Origin of the sequence: Sediminispirochaeta bajacaliforniensis DSM 16054 (assembly GCF_000378205.1) — a bacterium.
GTDB classification, from domain to species: Bacteria; Spirochaetota; Spirochaetia; order DSM-16054; family Sediminispirochaetaceae; genus Sediminispirochaeta; species Sediminispirochaeta bajacaliforniensis.
In genome coordinates this window covers 15,227-30,384 of record NZ_KB899409.1, presented here as the reverse complement: position 1 = coordinate 30,384, position 15,158 = coordinate 15,227, and the positions used below count along the sequence as shown (strand labels likewise).

General features: G+C 51.4%; 15 protein-coding genes. 10 read left to right on the top strand and 5 right to left on the bottom strand.

Annotation, left to right across the window (positions count from 1 at the left end; all coding sequences use genetic code 11):
* Window positions 1-3: 3 nt before the first annotated feature.
* Genes F459_RS0104610 through F459_RS0104600 form a run of 3 tightly spaced genes read right to left on the bottom strand, consistent with a single transcriptional unit; the run spans window position 4 to window position 3,135 of the window.
* On the bottom strand, window positions 4-1,788 hold the full coding sequence (locus tag F459_RS0104610; RefSeq protein ID WP_020611560.1) for a protein-disulfide reductase DsbD family protein: 1,785 nt from the start codon (window positions 1,786-1,788) through the stop codon (window positions 4-6).
* A 14-nt stretch (window positions 1,789-1,802) separates the two neighbouring features.
* Window positions 1,803-2,387 (bottom strand): TlpA disulfide reductase family protein, encoded by a 585-nt coding sequence (locus tag F459_RS0104605; RefSeq protein ID WP_020611559.1) that lies wholly within the window; start codon window positions 2,385-2,387, stop codon window positions 1,803-1,805.
* A gap of 49 nt (window positions 2,388-2,436) precedes the next feature.
* Complete coding sequence (locus F459_RS0104600; protein ID WP_020611558.1) at window positions 2,437-3,135, bottom strand: CPBP family intramembrane glutamic endopeptidase; 699 nt, start codon at window positions 3,133-3,135, stop codon at window positions 2,437-2,439.
* A 69-nt stretch (window positions 3,136-3,204) separates the two neighbouring features.
* Between F459_RS0104600 and F459_RS0104595 the strand changes: the two genes are divergently transcribed.
* The 6 genes from F459_RS0104595 to F459_RS0104570 all read left to right on the top strand — a co-directional run bounded on the left by F459_RS0104595 (window position 3,205) and on the right by F459_RS0104570 (window position 9,943).
* Complete coding sequence (locus F459_RS0104595) at window positions 3,205-4,257, top strand: flagellar brake protein (RefSeq protein WP_020611557.1); 1,053 nt, start codon at window positions 3,205-3,207, stop codon at window positions 4,255-4,257.
* 14 nt (window positions 4,258-4,271) lie between these two features.
* Window positions 4,272-5,489 (top strand): hypothetical protein, encoded by a 1,218-nt coding sequence (locus tag F459_RS0104590; protein WP_020611556.1) that lies wholly within the window; start codon window positions 4,272-4,274, stop codon window positions 5,487-5,489.
* A 262-nt stretch (window positions 5,490-5,751) separates the two neighbouring features.
* Window positions 5,752-7,071: a ComEC/Rec2 family competence protein gene (locus tag F459_RS24370; protein ID WP_245540091.1), complete on the top strand. Its 1,320-nt coding sequence runs from the start codon at window positions 5,752-5,754 to the stop codon at window positions 7,069-7,071.
* Window positions 7,001-7,810: a 16S rRNA (adenine(1518)-N(6)/adenine(1519)-N(6))-dimethyltransferase RsmA gene (gene rsmA, locus F459_RS0104580; protein ID WP_020611554.1), complete on the top strand. Its 810-nt coding sequence runs from the start codon at window positions 7,001-7,003 to the stop codon at window positions 7,808-7,810. Before F459_RS24370 ends, rsmA begins: the two co-directional genes overlap by 71 nt.
* Window positions 7,811-7,851: 41 nt before the next feature.
* Entirely contained in the window at window positions 7,852-8,733 is an 882-nt protein-coding gene (locus F459_RS0104575; RefSeq protein ID WP_020611553.1) for a hypothetical protein, read from the top strand.
* Window positions 8,734-8,740: 7 nt separating this feature from the next.
* Window positions 8,741-9,943: a hypothetical protein gene (locus F459_RS0104570; protein ID WP_020611552.1), complete on the top strand. Its 1,203-nt coding sequence runs from the start codon at window positions 8,741-8,743 to the stop codon at window positions 9,941-9,943.
* 104 nt (window positions 9,944-10,047) lie between these two features.
* Here the strand turns inward: F459_RS0104570 and F459_RS0104565 are convergent, their stop codons facing one another.
* Window positions 10,048-10,632: a TetR/AcrR family transcriptional regulator gene (locus F459_RS0104565; RefSeq protein ID WP_020611551.1), complete on the bottom strand. Its 585-nt coding sequence runs from the start codon at window positions 10,630-10,632 to the stop codon at window positions 10,048-10,050.
* Between the two features lie 167 nt (window positions 10,633-10,799).
* Window positions 10,800-11,795, bottom strand: coding sequence for a phosphate acetyltransferase (pta, locus tag F459_RS0104560; protein ID WP_020611550.1), 996 nt, complete (start codon window positions 11,793-11,795; stop codon window positions 10,800-10,802).
* Between the two features lie 144 nt (window positions 11,796-11,939).
* On the opposite strand from pta, the gene F459_RS0104555 reads away from it, so the two are divergent.
* From F459_RS0104555 to mtaB, 4 genes are read left to right on the top strand one after another with little or no spacing between them, the layout of a single operon-like run.
* A complete protein-coding gene (locus F459_RS0104555) occupies window positions 11,940-12,695 on the top strand; it encodes a prephenate dehydrogenase/arogenate dehydrogenase family protein (RefSeq protein WP_154651625.1) in 756 nt (251 codons plus the stop codon).
* 53 nt (window positions 12,696-12,748) lie between these two features.
* The gene (locus tag F459_RS0104550; RefSeq protein WP_013254105.1) at window positions 12,749-13,126 is read left to right on the top strand and encodes a bactofilin family protein; all 378 of its coding nucleotides are present in this window, start codon (window positions 12,749-12,751) and stop codon (window positions 13,124-13,126) included.
* Between the two features lie 7 nt (window positions 13,127-13,133).
* Window positions 13,134-13,772 carry a tetratricopeptide repeat protein gene (locus tag F459_RS0104545; protein WP_020611548.1) on the top strand — a complete coding sequence of 213 codons (639 nt, stop codon included), beginning with the start codon at window positions 13,134-13,136 and terminating at the stop codon, window positions 13,770-13,772.
* Entirely contained in the window at window positions 13,772-15,133 is a 1,362-nt protein-coding gene (gene mtaB, locus F459_RS0104540) for a tRNA (N(6)-L-threonylcarbamoyladenosine(37)-C(2))-methylthiotransferase MtaB (protein WP_020611547.1), read from the top strand. Before F459_RS0104545 ends, mtaB begins: the two co-directional genes overlap by 1 nt.
* The last annotated feature ends 25 nt before the right edge of the window (window positions 15,134-15,158 follow it).

Below are 15,158 nucleotides of genomic sequence, written 5' to 3'. Positions count from 1 at the left end.
AGATTAGAAAAAAAGGGCATCTCCCAGCGGCTGAGCGGTCGGAGTTTCTCCGGTTTCCGCCTCATGGTCTGCCTTCGAGAAAAGTTCCTCGAGTTTCTCGAAGGTAAGTAGTTCCGGCAGCAGAATAGGTTTGTCGGCCGCCGGCCGATAAAAAGCATACACCGGAACGCCGGCTCTGCCAAGGTCTTTTATCGCTTCGCCTATCACAGGATCGGCATTGGTGTAATCTCCGTAGACCATCTGGATACCGTAGCGTTGAAAAAGCTCTTTTCCCCGTTCGGTGGCAAAAATCCGACGGTCGTTTAGCTTGCAGACGCTGCACCACTGGGCGGAGAAGACAAGGAGAAAGGGCTGCCGGGAACGAATCATCGTTTCCACCCTTTCGGATGAATAGGCAATACGTTCGACCCCTTCGCCGCCATGCTCCGCCATTGCTGTTTCACTTGCGTTTCCTTCCTGGGACTTCCAGGAGGATGGATCGATGAAGATCGTAGCGGCCGCTGAGGAAAGTATAACGAACAAAAGAAGCGAAAGCCAACGTTGCCGTTTCGATGAGGTCGGTTTTGCAAGTTTTCCGTAGAGCCAGGCTGCCGATGCAAGGGAAAGGAGAAAGGCAAGGGCCCCGATCATTGCCTGCGCTCCTGTCTGACGTCCGAAGATAGCAAAGAAGTAGAGAGCGGTGGCAATCAGTACCAGACCCATCGTTTCTTTGAAGAGCTCCATCCATGCCCCCGGTTTCGGTATCCGATGGATGATCCGGGGAATGAAACCGAGCAAAACAAATGGGAGGGCAAAGCCTATCCCAATGGTGAGAAAAAAGAAGATGATTAAAAGCGGCGGCTGGCTAAAGGCAAAGCCCAGAGCGCTGCCAAGAAATGGTGCGGTGCAGGGGGTTGCAAGGATTACGGCAACGAGCCCGTTTACAAAGGAACCGACAAGTCCCCTCGATCCGGCGGCGGCCAGTTTCGACCCGAATATCGGCGGCTGAAAGAGGTAGAGGTCGAATAAGCTGAGGGCAAATACCAGAAGAATAGCGCTGAGAGCCAGCACAAAAGCCGGATTCTGAAACTGAAAGCCCCAGCCGACTAGTTCTCCCGACTGTTTCAGGATGATGACCACCAGAGCGAGGAGCAAAAACGAGGCCAGGACTCCGGCACCGTAGAGCAGGGAGCCGAAACGCAACAGCTTCTTGTCATTACTGCTCTGTTTGACAAGGTTGAGGGCCCTGATCGAGAGAATGGGAAAGACGCAGGGCATTATGTTGAGGAGAATCCCACCGAGCAAGGCGAAGGCGAGCATGAGCCAGATGCCCTTCTCTCCCTTGAACCCTCCGATGCTGCTTGAAAAAGAGCCCGTGTCGGGTGCAGGTATGGAAAAGGATGCTTCGACGGTGCCGGGCAGGAAACAGGTGCCGGCCTCGTCACAAAGCTGATAATGGAGCCTGATTTTTCCCGTCTGTGCAGAAGTGGACCGGAATTTTTCGGGGGGCAGTGGAGCGCTTAGGGATATCGTTCCGTAGTAGGCAGGTCCTGTTTCGGTATCGGTCCCCTTCGGATAATCGATCCTACCGAGATCCGCCCCCGCTGGATCGACCAGTTCAAAAAAGAAGAAATCTTCGTTGAAGCTTTGATGATACCCTTCGGGAATCTCCAGCGAGAGGGTGATGCGCTGCGAATCTCTCTGCCCAAAGACCCCCACATCGACGATTCGGGGCTTGGCGGCGGCAAGGGGAAGCAGCACGACAAGCAGGAACAACAACAGGGCCGGAACTCTTCTTAGTCGGTACACCGCCGCCTCCTTTCCTATGGAATGAGCATCTCAAGAGCCCCGATGATCTCAGGTGATGACCAATCGGTTGCACCTACCAGCCTGGCGATGATGTTTCCCTTTTCATCGATGATCCAGGTAGTGGGAATGCTCCCCGTTCCGTATATTGAATTGACCTGGTATTCGCTGTCGATGGGAACGGGGAAGGTGAATCCGTTATCGGCAACATGTGCTGTAATCAGTTCGAGGGTTTCCCTCGGGGGAGTAGGGGCTGCGACGGCGTACATTTCAAAGTTTTTTCCGGCAAAACGCTCATAGATTTTTTGCATGGAGGGCATCTCCTGGCGACAGGGGGGACACCATGTCGCCCAAAGATTGAGGAGCAGCAGCTTTCCCTTTGCTGCCGAAAGGCTTGCCGTCTCGCCGTCGATGGTCGTCAGGGAAAAGGGCGGTGCGGCCAGGCTGCCCCTGGGGATATCAAAACCGAGTTGATAAAGGGCGGCTTGCCCCTTTGACATGGAATAACTCTCGTCACCGCTTTCTTGAGCGAAAAGTCCGGGGGTAAGAGCAAAAACCGACAAAAGAAGCATGGGATACAAAGAACTTATATGCTTTTTCATATATGAAAATTACTATAAAGCGAAGGGATAGGCAAGAGGCTTCGGTTCTTTAATAAGAGCCAAAAGAGATCATGATCAGGGCGACGCTGTTGTAGAGTGAATGGGCGATTGCGACCTCGTGGAGGCTCTTTTTTCGTGAGTAGCGGAAGCCGAGAACCATTGCGATCAGCAGGGTCGTAAGCGCTCCTCCCCATCCTTGGTAGAGGTGGCCTGCTGCAAAGAGCAGCGAAGAGGTCGTAACCTCCCGCCAGCCCGGCCGCTGTTCCTCACCGCCAAGGAATGTGCTCAGCTCTCTGAGCAGGTAGGCTCGAAAAAAAAGCTCTTCCCGATAACCCGTGATAACCATTGCGACGATCGCCGGCAAAAGCAGCGTTCGTTTTTCCATACCCCAGCTCTCCTGCAAGCCGAAAGGAAAGAGGAGAGCGATCAAAAAAGAGATTGCCAGGAGGAGGGGAAGCAGGAGCAGGGCCCCCGGAATATCCCGCCGTTTGATCCTTGTAATACCGTATCGTTCGGGCCAACCCGGCCCCTTTTTTGAAATCATGAAAAGGAGAAGCAGAATCTGGGGGAGTGCCACTGCCGCATAGCGAAAGAGGAAGCCGAGGTTTGCGAAATCTATCTTCTGACCTGAATCGGTGCCGGAGAGGTAACCGGGAAAGAACAGAACAAAGAAAAGCAAAATCGGTTCGAGTAAAGATTTCGGGTCGTTGCCGCTTTTTTCGTTTCTCTCTTCCGGGAAAATTGTCATCCGTTACTCCTTATGGTATGATGTATCATGAGAAGCTGTTTATAGTGAAGCCTGAGAAAAGGAATTTTGATGAATTGGACAATTTTAGCGGTAGTATGTGGTCTTATTTTTCTTCTCATCGCTCTTATACGAAGGGCGGGCGGAGGAAGTTTCCCCTGGATACATTTTTACGTGAAGGGGAAAGAGGCCGGTTTTAGTTTTCGTGAGGTGAATCTGCTCCGCAGAATCGCAGTTGAGGCTCGTCTCAAAAATCCCACAAGCCTTTTCTGGTCGATTGGTCAACTCGATCGATCCATTCGAGGTGTGGTTACGAAATTCCGTTCGCAGAATCTCATGGATGATTTCAATGCTTCTCAGTTTCTTCTGAAACTTTTCAATTTTCGGCGTCAGGTAGAACTCAATCTTCCCAAATATAAACTAGGTCTAAAATCCAGCAGGAAGATCATGCAGCGGCAGCGAATAAAGATATCTTTACCTGGTGCCGGTACCTTTGATTCCCAGGTGGTGGAAAACCTTCGCCGCTATCTTGCCGTCTCGTATCCCGAGGGGCCAAAGCTCGCTCCCGGTTTTCTATGGAAGGGGCAGCTTATTCAGGTCTATTTTTGGCGGGTCGATGATGCCGGATATACCTTTGAATCAAGGGTTCTCGAAGACTATTCCGAAAAACAGTATCCGATTCTCCACATCTCCCATTCCGACAGCCTTATCAGGAGTCAGAAAAGGAATTCCGTTCGAGTCGAAGTCCGTAAGCCCGCATGGATTTACCCTCTCTCCTCTCTTGATCATGCCGATGAGGTTGCCGAGGCCAGAAAAGGGCTCCGGGCCAGGCTTGAGGATCTCTCCGAAGACGGGGCGGCCGTTCGTATAGGCGGGAAGGGAAAGGTCGGCATGAATGTCAAGATTCAGTTCTCCCTGGCAGATCGAACCATCGTCATGAACGGTACGGTCAGGGGGGTGAACTATAATACGAAGACAAATCAGTCTTTGCTCCATATTCAGGCACTCCCGCTATCTCCTCCGGCACGCAACAGGGTCCTTGTTTTCGTGTATAATCTTTTTGGAGAAAGGGATATGGATTCCAAACAACAAACTACAGCCCGGCGGGCGACAGCGTTATCGTGAGGAGGCATCTCAACATGAATCGGACAACAGGTTTCTACCGGCTTTTTACACTCATTTTCGCGGTTTTGCTTGTGACATCGCTTTCCGTCGTTTCGGCTCAGGATGCTTCCGAGGAAGATCCCATGCTGCTTGCCTTTCAAAAGAGTTTTGCACGAGGAAGCCTTTCGACGAAAATTCAGGTGCTTCAGGATGCCTCTGAGATGAACGGCCCCGAAATGGGTCCCCTCTATCGACAGGCCATTGAGTTTATTCTTGATAATATCCGAACCCTCCGGGATGATACCGCAGCCCAGGAGCTTGCCGTGTTGGCTGTCAATCTTATCGGTATGCATGAATACACCCCTGCAGCCGATATTATCTGGAGGCTTTTCGAACAGAGCAGTTCTGTCCGTATTCAGATTGCGGTTATGAGCGCCCTTGGGTCTGTAGCCGGGGATAATCCGGAGCTGATAAGTAAACTCAATACCTGGATGGCGTCTCAGAACAACGCTATGCGGTCCGGCGGCAATGTCGATCGTCAGGTTCTCGCGGAGTGTGTCGTTACTCTCGGTAAAATCGGTAATGAAAATTCCTACGGACTCCTATTTAGTGCTTCCTATTTGAAATACTCGGACGAGATTACCTATAAAGCCGATGGGGCTCTTGAACAGCTCGGAGGCGACTATGTTGCCAACATCTCCCGAGTTATCGAACAAAATCCGCCGGTGGAAAAGTTAGAAGCTCTCAAACGCGCGGACTCCCGGGAGGCGTTGAGTGTCGAGCAGAAGGCTACAATAGCCATGAAGGCGCTTTCATATGGCCTCGATTCCCGGGTTGTAGCCGAAGAAGAGAAACCTGTACTTCGGGAACTTCGATATGAAGCGGTTCGGGCTTTGACCGAATATCGCTGGGCCGAAGCGACCGAGTTGGTGATCGACCATTTTGACCAAACAACCGTCGAGGTCGATCGGGGGGAAACCAGTACCTCAAGCTTACTCGAGGCTATCGCAGGCCTCGGTGCCATGGGTACCCATGAAGCAGCTGTGCGTTTATCGCTGTATTTAGAAGTGATGAATGCATATGTTGAAAATGGGCAGCCTGTAGATACCCAGGTGGCTCTTGCGGTGGTAAATAATCTTGGGGCCCTTGGAGACCGTGTCGCCTTCGACTACCTTCTCTATACCGGTTACCTTGATTATGCACCTCCCGTGAAGCGGGCCGCCCGGGAGGCGCTCGATAATCTCAAAAACTGAAGCCATAGTACGAAGAAGAGGACGGAACGAGTCATGGGAATTCCTTTGCGATCTTGCTGCAATCGCTTCGGCCGTCCTGTTCCTCCTCGTATCTCATGTTTTCCGGCCCTTTTTTCTTCTCTTTCCCTTTTTGTGTGCCGCTTTTTCCGTTGTTCTACGTTCTTTTGCCTCCGATAAGGCATACCGGATAGGAAGGGTTTTTCTTTTCCTTTTTTTGGGGTCGGGGGCCGCACTTCTCTCTGTACGTACCCGAACATCCTTGATGCCTTCTTGGGGGATTGATCCGACACGGCTTCGATCGGTTGAGGGATACCTTTACCGGGACCCCGTTCTTACCGCTTCCGATGGTGCCCTCCTTCAATTTCATATCGATTCTGTGCGGGGCAGGGACGGTACGATCGCCTCGGGGAGGGGCATCTGTACTCTTTTTGTGCCGGACTGCCGCGATATGGCCAGGCAGGCCTTGACAGGATGTGAGATATCCCTCGATCTCTCCTTCGATGAGACAGACCGGCCCCTTGCCCGATCTTCAACGCTACGTTTGACGCGCCACTGCGGCCTCGGCAGGCGTATACGATATACATTTTTCCGGTCGGCTTCGAGGCTTTTTTCAGACTCGCCGAGGGCCTCTCTCCTTTTGGAGGCCCTGCTTCTGGGGCGAAAAAGTGATCCCTCGAGCCCTGTCTTTACGCTTTTCCGCAGGGCCGGGGCAAGCCATATCCTTGCCCTATCGGGTATGCACATCGGGATTCTTGCGTCCTTGGTCTTTTCTCTCCTCAGGCCCATTGTGGGAAGGCGATACGCGAAAGTTCTGTTGCTTCTCTTCTTGCCGTTCTATCTGTTTCTTGTTGGCTTACGCCCATCCCTTGTGCGGGCCCTCTTCTTTTTTATCCTTGCGGGAACAATCTTCTGGAGCAAAAGCTCTTCGTTTCGTGCCCTCACGCTTACCTTTCTTATGCAGATTGTCATTTTCCCCTTAAGCCCGGCAGAACTTTCTTTTCAACTCTCCTACCTTGCGCTTTTTGGAATCCTCACCCTTGCTGCTCCTATCGATAACATTCTGAGGGGCCTTTTGCTGCCTTCGGCCCTTTCTTCTCTTCTTGCCGCCTCTATAGCGGCGATTCTTGCCTCTGCTCCGCTCCTCTTTTTCTACTTTGGGGAGCTGCGTCCTGCCTCTCTTGCGGCTTCTGTGCTCCTTTCCCTTCCTGTTCTTCTTCTTATTTGGAGCGGCCTGGTTCAGCTTTTCTTACACATTACCAAGCTTTCCGCACTTCTGGCATGCTGTTCGGTGTTCTCAGACCACCTTGCGGCTTTTGTGCTCTCACTTGCACAATTGTGTGCCTCGCTTCCTGCAGTGTTTCCCAAAGATCCCAACACTGCCGCGATCTTTGCCACACTTCTGTTGACCATCACACTGTCGCTACGCTATCTTTTTAATAATGGTGGAATACCCTTTCGATTACGATTCGCCCGCGTCTCTTGCCGCTTTCCTGGAAGTCCGGGGATTGAGCATGCAGAAACGCTTCGGACAGAATTTCCTCGTTGCGCCGGGGGTTCGTTCAAAAATCGTAAAGCTTCTTGAACTTTCGAAGAATGATCATGTATGGGAAATAGGGCCTGGTCTCGGTGCCATGACCCATATGATTCTGGGGCTGTGTCGCACTATAACGGTGTTTGAGATTGACCGAGGCTTCATCTCCTTTCTTCGAGAACGTTTCTCCATGGTAGACGGTTTCGAATTAGTAGAGGGGGATGTCATGAAAAATTGGCAGCCGGCCTATAAGCGTTTGGGTCCTCCTTCTCTCATCTTCGGTAATCTTCCCTACAACTGTGCCGCCTCGTTTATCGGTGATCTTATCGAAGCGGAGGCAAAACCGAGAAAAATGGTTTTTACCATTCAAAAAGAGGTAGCCGAAAGAATGTCTGCTTCCCCCGGAAGTAAACGTTACGGCGCTTTTTCCATGATCTGTGCCTTTTCATGGGATGTTCGTATCGCTGGCGTAATAAAACCCGGATCATTCTTTCCCGTTCCCGAGGTCACCTCAGCCATTATCGAGATGGTTCCTCATCATCGTTTTTCCGGTTTATCGGCTGGTTTGGCTTCGACGTTTGCCAAGGATCTTTTTGCAAATAGAAGAAAAACCGTCAGAAATTCACTTTCCGGCGGAATTCTTGCCGCAAGGTTGGGGAAAAATGCTATTCTCAATGCGGCGGAGGAGGCTGGTATCGGTTTAGGGCAAAGAGGGGAGGAGGTGAGTGTCGAAATGGTTGCCAAGGCCTGTAGCCATTTGACCGGTAAATTCGCTTCGAATATACTGTGATTGAGAAAGGTAATTCTAAGTTTACGCGGAGGGACGTAGGAATGAAAAGAAGATCAATTCGGCAGCTTGTTTTTGGTTCGGCAGCCATAATGTTTGTCATGGTGTTTGCAGCATGTGCAACCGCTCCTGAGGCTGACGTTTCACAACCGGAGCCAATAAAAGAAGAGAAAGCGCAGAAACCTGCCGTTGTTACCGAAACGGTCTACTTGGCAAGCGAGGAACAATCGTGGTTTGCCGATGGGGTGGCCGATGAACGGCGGGTAAACAGGTACGATGAAACGACAACTAATAAGCTTGAGTCCCTGCTCTATGATGCGGAGCAGAAGCTTCAGGAACGTACAATCTATGAATGGAAAGAGGGGTTGCTGCTCTCTGAACGAACCGAAAATGGTGCGGGGGAAGTGACTTCAACTCACCGTTATGCGTATGACAACTCTCTCCTTGTTGAGGACCGGCTCTTTGATCAAAATGACGAGTTGCAGACTCGTCTCCACTGGGATTACGATGCGGAAGGAAGAAAAACACGGTGGGAGGTCTACAACGGCAGCGGTGCACTGCTTGCCTATACACTCTTTCACTATGAAGGCGGCAGACTCAGCAGCACCGAGAATTACAATCCTGCAGGCGGTCTTGAAGAGCTGTTCGAAAGTGAATATGAAAATGGCCTTCTTGTAAAACGTTCTCAGTATGACAAGGATAAAAAGCTTGAATCATATACGAGCTACCGATATGAAAATGCTCTTTTGGTAGAGGAGATCGAACACAGAAAAAACGGCACCGTAATCCGGAAAACCCTTTATCGGAACAACGAAGAGGGGATGCCTGTTGAGATTACCTATCTGGATGCATCCGATAATGTCTTGGAGCGGATCACGAAAACATACATTGCAAGAAGCGTAACCAGGACAGTAGGAGAGGAGTAAAGTAGGAATGAACGTCAAAGTTTTTCGAGGATTAGCTGTTTTGTTTGTTCTGTCGGCCGTCTTGCCGCTGAGTGCGAACGAAGTTACCGCGGTGTGGGGACGTCTGTACGGACGAGCATCGACGGTCGACCATAAGTTGGCAATCATGCAAAGCATCGTGGAACAGCACGATCGAGACATGATTCCTGTTCTCACTTCGGCCCTGGATGAGCAGGTTAGAAACCTCAGCAATCAAAGATCGGCCACGGAAGAGACGCAAGCCTATGAGCTAATCAAGATGATTGTAAAAGAGCTCGGCCGCCTTAAGGCATCCCAAGCCGCAACCTACACCTGGGAGGTTGTTGAGGCCGTCGATGATCCTTTTCTCAAAGGGGAAGCGGTTATTGCGCTTGGCAAGATGGGTGCACGTCAGTATGCCGGGCAGATGGCAACCATGCTGCGCAACCTCAATTTTAATTATGATGAACTTGAGAATCAGCGGGCGAATGAGGTCTTTGCCTATGCACTTGTACTCGCCTTGGAGCGTCTGAAGGCAGAAGAGGGATACGAGCCTATCTTCTTTGCATCCATGGGCTGGTATTCATCCCTCAGCGGTGTGAAGGAACGTGCAAAGCAGGCGTTGGCGGTCATTGTGGAGGACCCCACACAGCAGCTGCATTCCATCATGGAAAATAACGAACGGTATTCGGTAAAAACGGCTGCCCTTGATGCCGGCCTTGCTTCTCAGGCTCCTGATGAGGCGAAGGCTTCGCTGGCGACTTTTGCGCTGCAGGAAGGGCTTCGCTATACGGCAAAGGACGGAATAGAGAAGCGGGAGCTCAAGAGCCTCAGGCTGTCGGCACTCCGTGCCATCGGAACACTTCAGACGAAGGACCCTGCTGCGGCCGAGCCTATGGAATCGATGCTCATCGGATATCAGACCAATAGAATCTTCGAAGAAGATACGATGCTTACGCTTCTCGATGCGATGGGCGGCTTTCAGGATGATGAGGTTGCTAAGGCCCTTGCTTCTTTTCTCAGTTACCAAACCGAGCGACGGCAATATGGGGCGAGCGATTCTCTTCGGATTGCCAAGGCAACCATCCAGGCCTTGGGATCGACCGGCAGTTCTGCCGGATTTGAAGCTCTTACCATGGTGACCGTTTCGGAATTTTGGGAAGGGTCCGTGCGAAGAGAGGCAAAGGCTGCTCTTCAGAAGCTCAATCTTTAGCTGTTATTAGGGCATAACAAAAAAGGGGCTGTTGTGTGGGCCCCTTTTTTATTGCATTAATGAAAACGTTTAATGAAAACATGCATTAGTTTTCGTAACGCCGCCTAGGCAACAAGCGTTATTCGTAGGTCTTGCCATACCGACTTGTAGCGCTTCAAAGGAGAGGTAGTGTAGTCGATTGTGTTGCGGTAGGCGATGATAAACGAACCGCCTATCATGGCCGCAATATTCTCCGTCGCCAGATCTTTTCGGATGATTCCCTGGCTCTGCCCCTCTCCTATTGCTTTTATGATTCCCGTGTAATCGTTTTTTCTGAGTTCCCCAACGCGTTTTCTTAGATCCCCATAGGCTTGGAAAACCAGTTCGCTGTTTGTAATCAGAAAGCCCAAATGAGGATGCTCGCTGAATACCTTACTTCGGAGGATAAAGGCGCTTCCGATGATATCCAGAGGCGATCCCTGAATTGTATCGATTTGATTTTCAAAGTCATGATAATATTCTTCCACTACGTCGCACATTCCTTCGAAAATTGCCTTTTTATTGGCAAAGTGTCGGTAGAGACTCGGCTCTTTGATCTGGAGTTTTGCAGCAATATTTCGTGTTGTTGCGGCAACCAGACCCTGCTCTTGAATCAGGTTCATGGTAACTTCGATGATCTGTCGCTGTCTTTTGGAAAAAGATTTTTTCATTGTGTAGTTATCCCGTCTAAACTCTCTATTGGGCAATGACGTCATTGCTTACGCCGCCCGAAGGCGGGCCGTAAGCATACACCTAAAGATATCAAATAATGGCGAACCAAGATCCCGAGCAGTGAAGCCCGGATTGTGAACGAGTCTTTGTTCGCCGGCCTCCTCTCTTATTTTGCCTGAGCCAGGGTAATAGCACTGGTGGTGACAATATCCTCCACACTGCATCCCCTTGAGAGATCGCTAACCGGCTTCGCAAAGCCCTGAAGTGCGGGACCGAATGCTTCGGCTCCTGCCAAACGTTGTACCAGTTTGTAACCGATATTTCCCGCCTGGAGATCGGGAAAAACCAGGACATTGGCTTTTCCTCCGACCTTGGATCCCGGGGCCTTTTTCTCTGCAACCGACTGAACCAATGCTGCGTCCGCCTGTAATTCACCATCGATGTTCAGATCGGGGCGTTTTTCTTTAACAATCTTCAGCGCTTCTCGGACCTTGTCGACGTTGGGATGTTCTGCCGAACCCTTGGTCGAAAAACTCAGCAATGCCACCACCGGTTCGGCATCCAGGAATGTTCGACAACTTTCACTACTGGCAATGGCAATCTCCGCCAGCTGTTCGGCACTGGGATCAGGAATTGTCGCGCAGTCGGCAAAAATCAGATTACCATCGACGCCCCAGCTCTTATCCTGCATCGACATGACGAAACAGCTGCTGGCATATGTGACTCCCGGCTTTGTTTTTATGATGGTAAAGGCCGATCGTAGTACATTCCCTGTGGAGTTTTCCGCACCTGCAACCATGGCATCCGCCTTTCCTTTGCGGACCATCATTGCGCCCCAGTTCAGCGGCAAAAGGATCTGCTTTTTCGCCTCTTCTTCAGTCATGCCTTTATGTTTGCGCAGTTGAAAAAGTTCTGCGGAAAAATCATCAAAATAGGAAGAACTCGATGGATCGAGAATAGTGACCCCGGAGAGATCGGCTCCTGCATGTTGTGCCGCTTTTGTTACCTCTGCTTCCTTCCCCAATACCGTTACTGCGGAAGCAATGCCCTGTTTGAGAATCTCTCCCGCCGCCTTAAGAGTCCTTAGCTCGGTCCCCTCGGGGAGAACCAGGCTTTTTTTCATGCTCTTTGCTTTTCCCTTCATCTTTTCGGCAAACGTCATATTATTTTTGCTCCTTGCAATGATTGATCTTCTGATACGACCATTATCATACCAAAGATACAACGAGGTGAACAGTCTGTTTTCCTTCTTGGTTTTTCCTTCTGATGCTTGTGCGATGCGATTCAACTGGGTAGTATGCCTGGTATGGTAGAACACACCGTAGGCATATATGGCCTGGGTCGCTTCGGTTCTTTTTGGGCGAAAAGCCTTGCCGCAAGCGGCTTGAAGGTCATTGGATACAACAGAAGTAAACGTGCTCTTCCCGAAGGTGTCGTTTCGGGGTCGGAAGCTGAGGTGCTTTCCTGTAATACCCTTTTTTATTGCGTTGCCATAAGCTCTTTTGAAGAGGTCTTATCGCATACGGCTGCCAAAATCGGAAAACATACCCTTGTCTTCGATACCTGTTCCGTGAAAGTCGAACCTTTGCGGACTATGGAACGCCTCCTGCCTCGAGGCTGTACTTTCGCAGGTTCCCATCCTATGTTCGGCCCAGACTCCGCATCTGAAGGAATGGACGGCCTTCCCGTGGTTCTTTGCCCCGGCCGCGACGATGAGGGAAAAGTCGATTTTTGGAGGCATCACTTTTCGAAGATGGGACTTCGTGTTATTGAAATCACTGCCGATCGGCATGACAAGGAAGCGGCCTATACCCAAGGTATTACCCATGTTGTCGGGAGAATACTTGGCGAATTGGATCTTCATGAAAGCGAGATAGCGACCAGCGGCTATAAAAGACTTTTGCAGGTGCGTGAACAGACCTGCAACGACCCGCTGCAGCTTTTTATTGATCTGCAACGTTACAACCCCTACACTCATGGCATGCGAATGGAGTTGACCAGTGCTCTCGAGCAGATCATGACGCTTTTCGCTCAGGCCGATTTACCACCGGATCGCCCTTGACAGCCCCGCAGGGCCGCCTATAGGATAGGTGTATTATTTCGAGGAGTATGCTGATGTCCGACGTCTATATCAGAGACATCGATGAAAATGATATTGTAACTATTCTTGCTGAGGATATTGATTTTTCCGGTACCTTAAGCTTTCCGGACAGCCTCATGATCAAGGGTCGTCTGAAGGGCGAGATCGCAGCTACCGGAGATCTCTATATTGATGAGAAGGCTTATGTAGAGGCCCGGGTAGAGGCCAATATCGTCTCTGTCAAAGGCTATGTAAAGGGTGATGTGTTTGCCCACACCAAGGTTGAGCTTTTTTCCACAGCCATGGTGGATGGTGATATCACCGCACCGGACGTTATCATGGAAAGCGGTTGCCGTTTCAACGGGATCTGCCGTATGGAGGCTCCGCCGGAACGCTCCGAAGCGAAGGAGTAGGGTGGTAATGATAAGCAAAAGAGGGATACGATTACTCTTTATTCCGCTCTTGATGGCTGCGTCTGTGACGTTTTCCTCGGCTCAGGAACGTCCCGATGCACTAAAGCTCTATCGTGCCGGTAACTATGACCAGGCGGTTGAGGTTTGTAAACAGGAACTTGAAGCGACACCGGAAAACATGGATTCCTATTCGGTACTCTGCTGGAGTCTTCTTCGAGGCGGTAAGTACGACGAGGCCCTCGAGTGGGCCAGAAAGGGAATGCAGGTCAGCCGCTACGATGCCCGCATGGTCGAGGTGATGGGCGAGGGGTATTACTACAAGGGAAACAACCTCGACGCTTTGAAATGGTTCGAAGAATATGCGACGATTGCTCCCACAGGTATGCGGATCGATTCCGTTTATTATCTTATGGGGGAGATTTTTATACGGATGGGTGAATACAACCATGCCGATATCGCCCTTACCACTGCGGTATATCACACCGATTCGGTGGCGAGATGGTGGGCACGGCTTGGCTATGCACGGGAGATGGCCGAGGACTACCGGTATGCGCTTGCCGCATACAACAAGGCCCTCGAGTTAAACTCACGACTTTCCGACGCTGTCCGTGGAAAAGAGCGGGTGGAAACAAAGTTGAGGGGTTGATGCGGGTCTCTTTCTTTACCCTCGGCTGTAAACTCAATCAGAGTGAGAGTGAGGCCCTGGCGACCGCCTTCGGACGCCGGGGTTTTTCTTTGGTCCCTCCTTCCGCAAAAGGAAAGGCCGAAGTCTTTGTGGTGAATAGCTGTACCGTCACCAGTAAGGCCGAACAGAAGGCCCGGAGAATGATACGCTCCTTTGCCAGAAACAATCCCCTGTCGGTGGTTCTCGTCACCGGCTGCTATGCCCAAATGGATCCCGACCAGGTTGCCGCCCTCGGCGAGAATGTGGTTGTGTTACCCCTCTCTGCGAAGGCCTCGATCCTTGATCTTCCCGAATTCCTCGAAGGTGCCGCCGGCGGCTATACCCTCCTGGATGCGGTGCGAAGCTTTGCCCGGGAAAAAAGTGCTGCGGCATTCGCCGGCGATCCTTCGGCCTCCGATCGCTTTCGTTTTGAGATCTCCGGAAACGAAAAATCGGGACGGAGCAGGGGCTTTCTCAAAATCCAGGATGGCTGCGACAATGCATGTACCTATTGTCGGGTGCGCCTCGCCCGGGGGCCCTCGGTTTCGCTATCTGCTTCCGAGGTCATGCGGCGTGCAGCAGCCCTTGCAGACGAAGGCTTCGGCGAAATTGTACTGACCGGTGTTAATCTTACTGCCTGGCAGGAGGGAGATCTCCGCTTTGCCGATCTTCTTGCCCTCATGGCATCCGATTCCCGTGCTTATCGCATCCGTCTCTCCAGTATCGAACCCGATGCCGTTGACCGGAAGCTTGTCTCGGCCGCGTCTTCTCCCAGGGTACGCTCCCACTTTCATCTTCCCGTTCAAAGCGGATCCGATGCCGTTCTTGCTTCCGTGGGAAGGCACTACACCGCAGACGATGTTCTGCGCGCCGTATCGCTGCTTCGAAAAGCCAAGGAAGATCCCTTCCTTGCTGCCGACATCATCGTCGGTCTTCCCGGAGAGCGGGATGTCGACTTTGAGGCAACCCTTTCTCTTGTCGAACGCTGCGGATTCGCCCACATCCACGCCTTTCCCTTTAGCCCTCGTCCGGGAACACCCCTCTATACGGCCCGGGGGAGGGTGCCTGAGCGAATTGCCGCCGAGAGAATGGTGGAAATCGGCCGACTTTCTTCCCGGCTTCACACATCTTTTCTTGCAAGACGGGCAGGAACCAGTGAAGAGGCCGTCATCGAGCGGCTGCCCGAGAATGGACAGGCCCTGGTGCTGACCGACCGCTATCTTCACCTTCCCTGCAATGCCATTCCTCCATCCGAAAAACGGGGCGATCTCTGTCGTGTACTTCTCGACTATGAGCCTGATTCGGAATCGTTGAGGGCAACATTTATTCAGGAAATCAAATAACTCTAAAAAGCTTTTTTTGTCATTT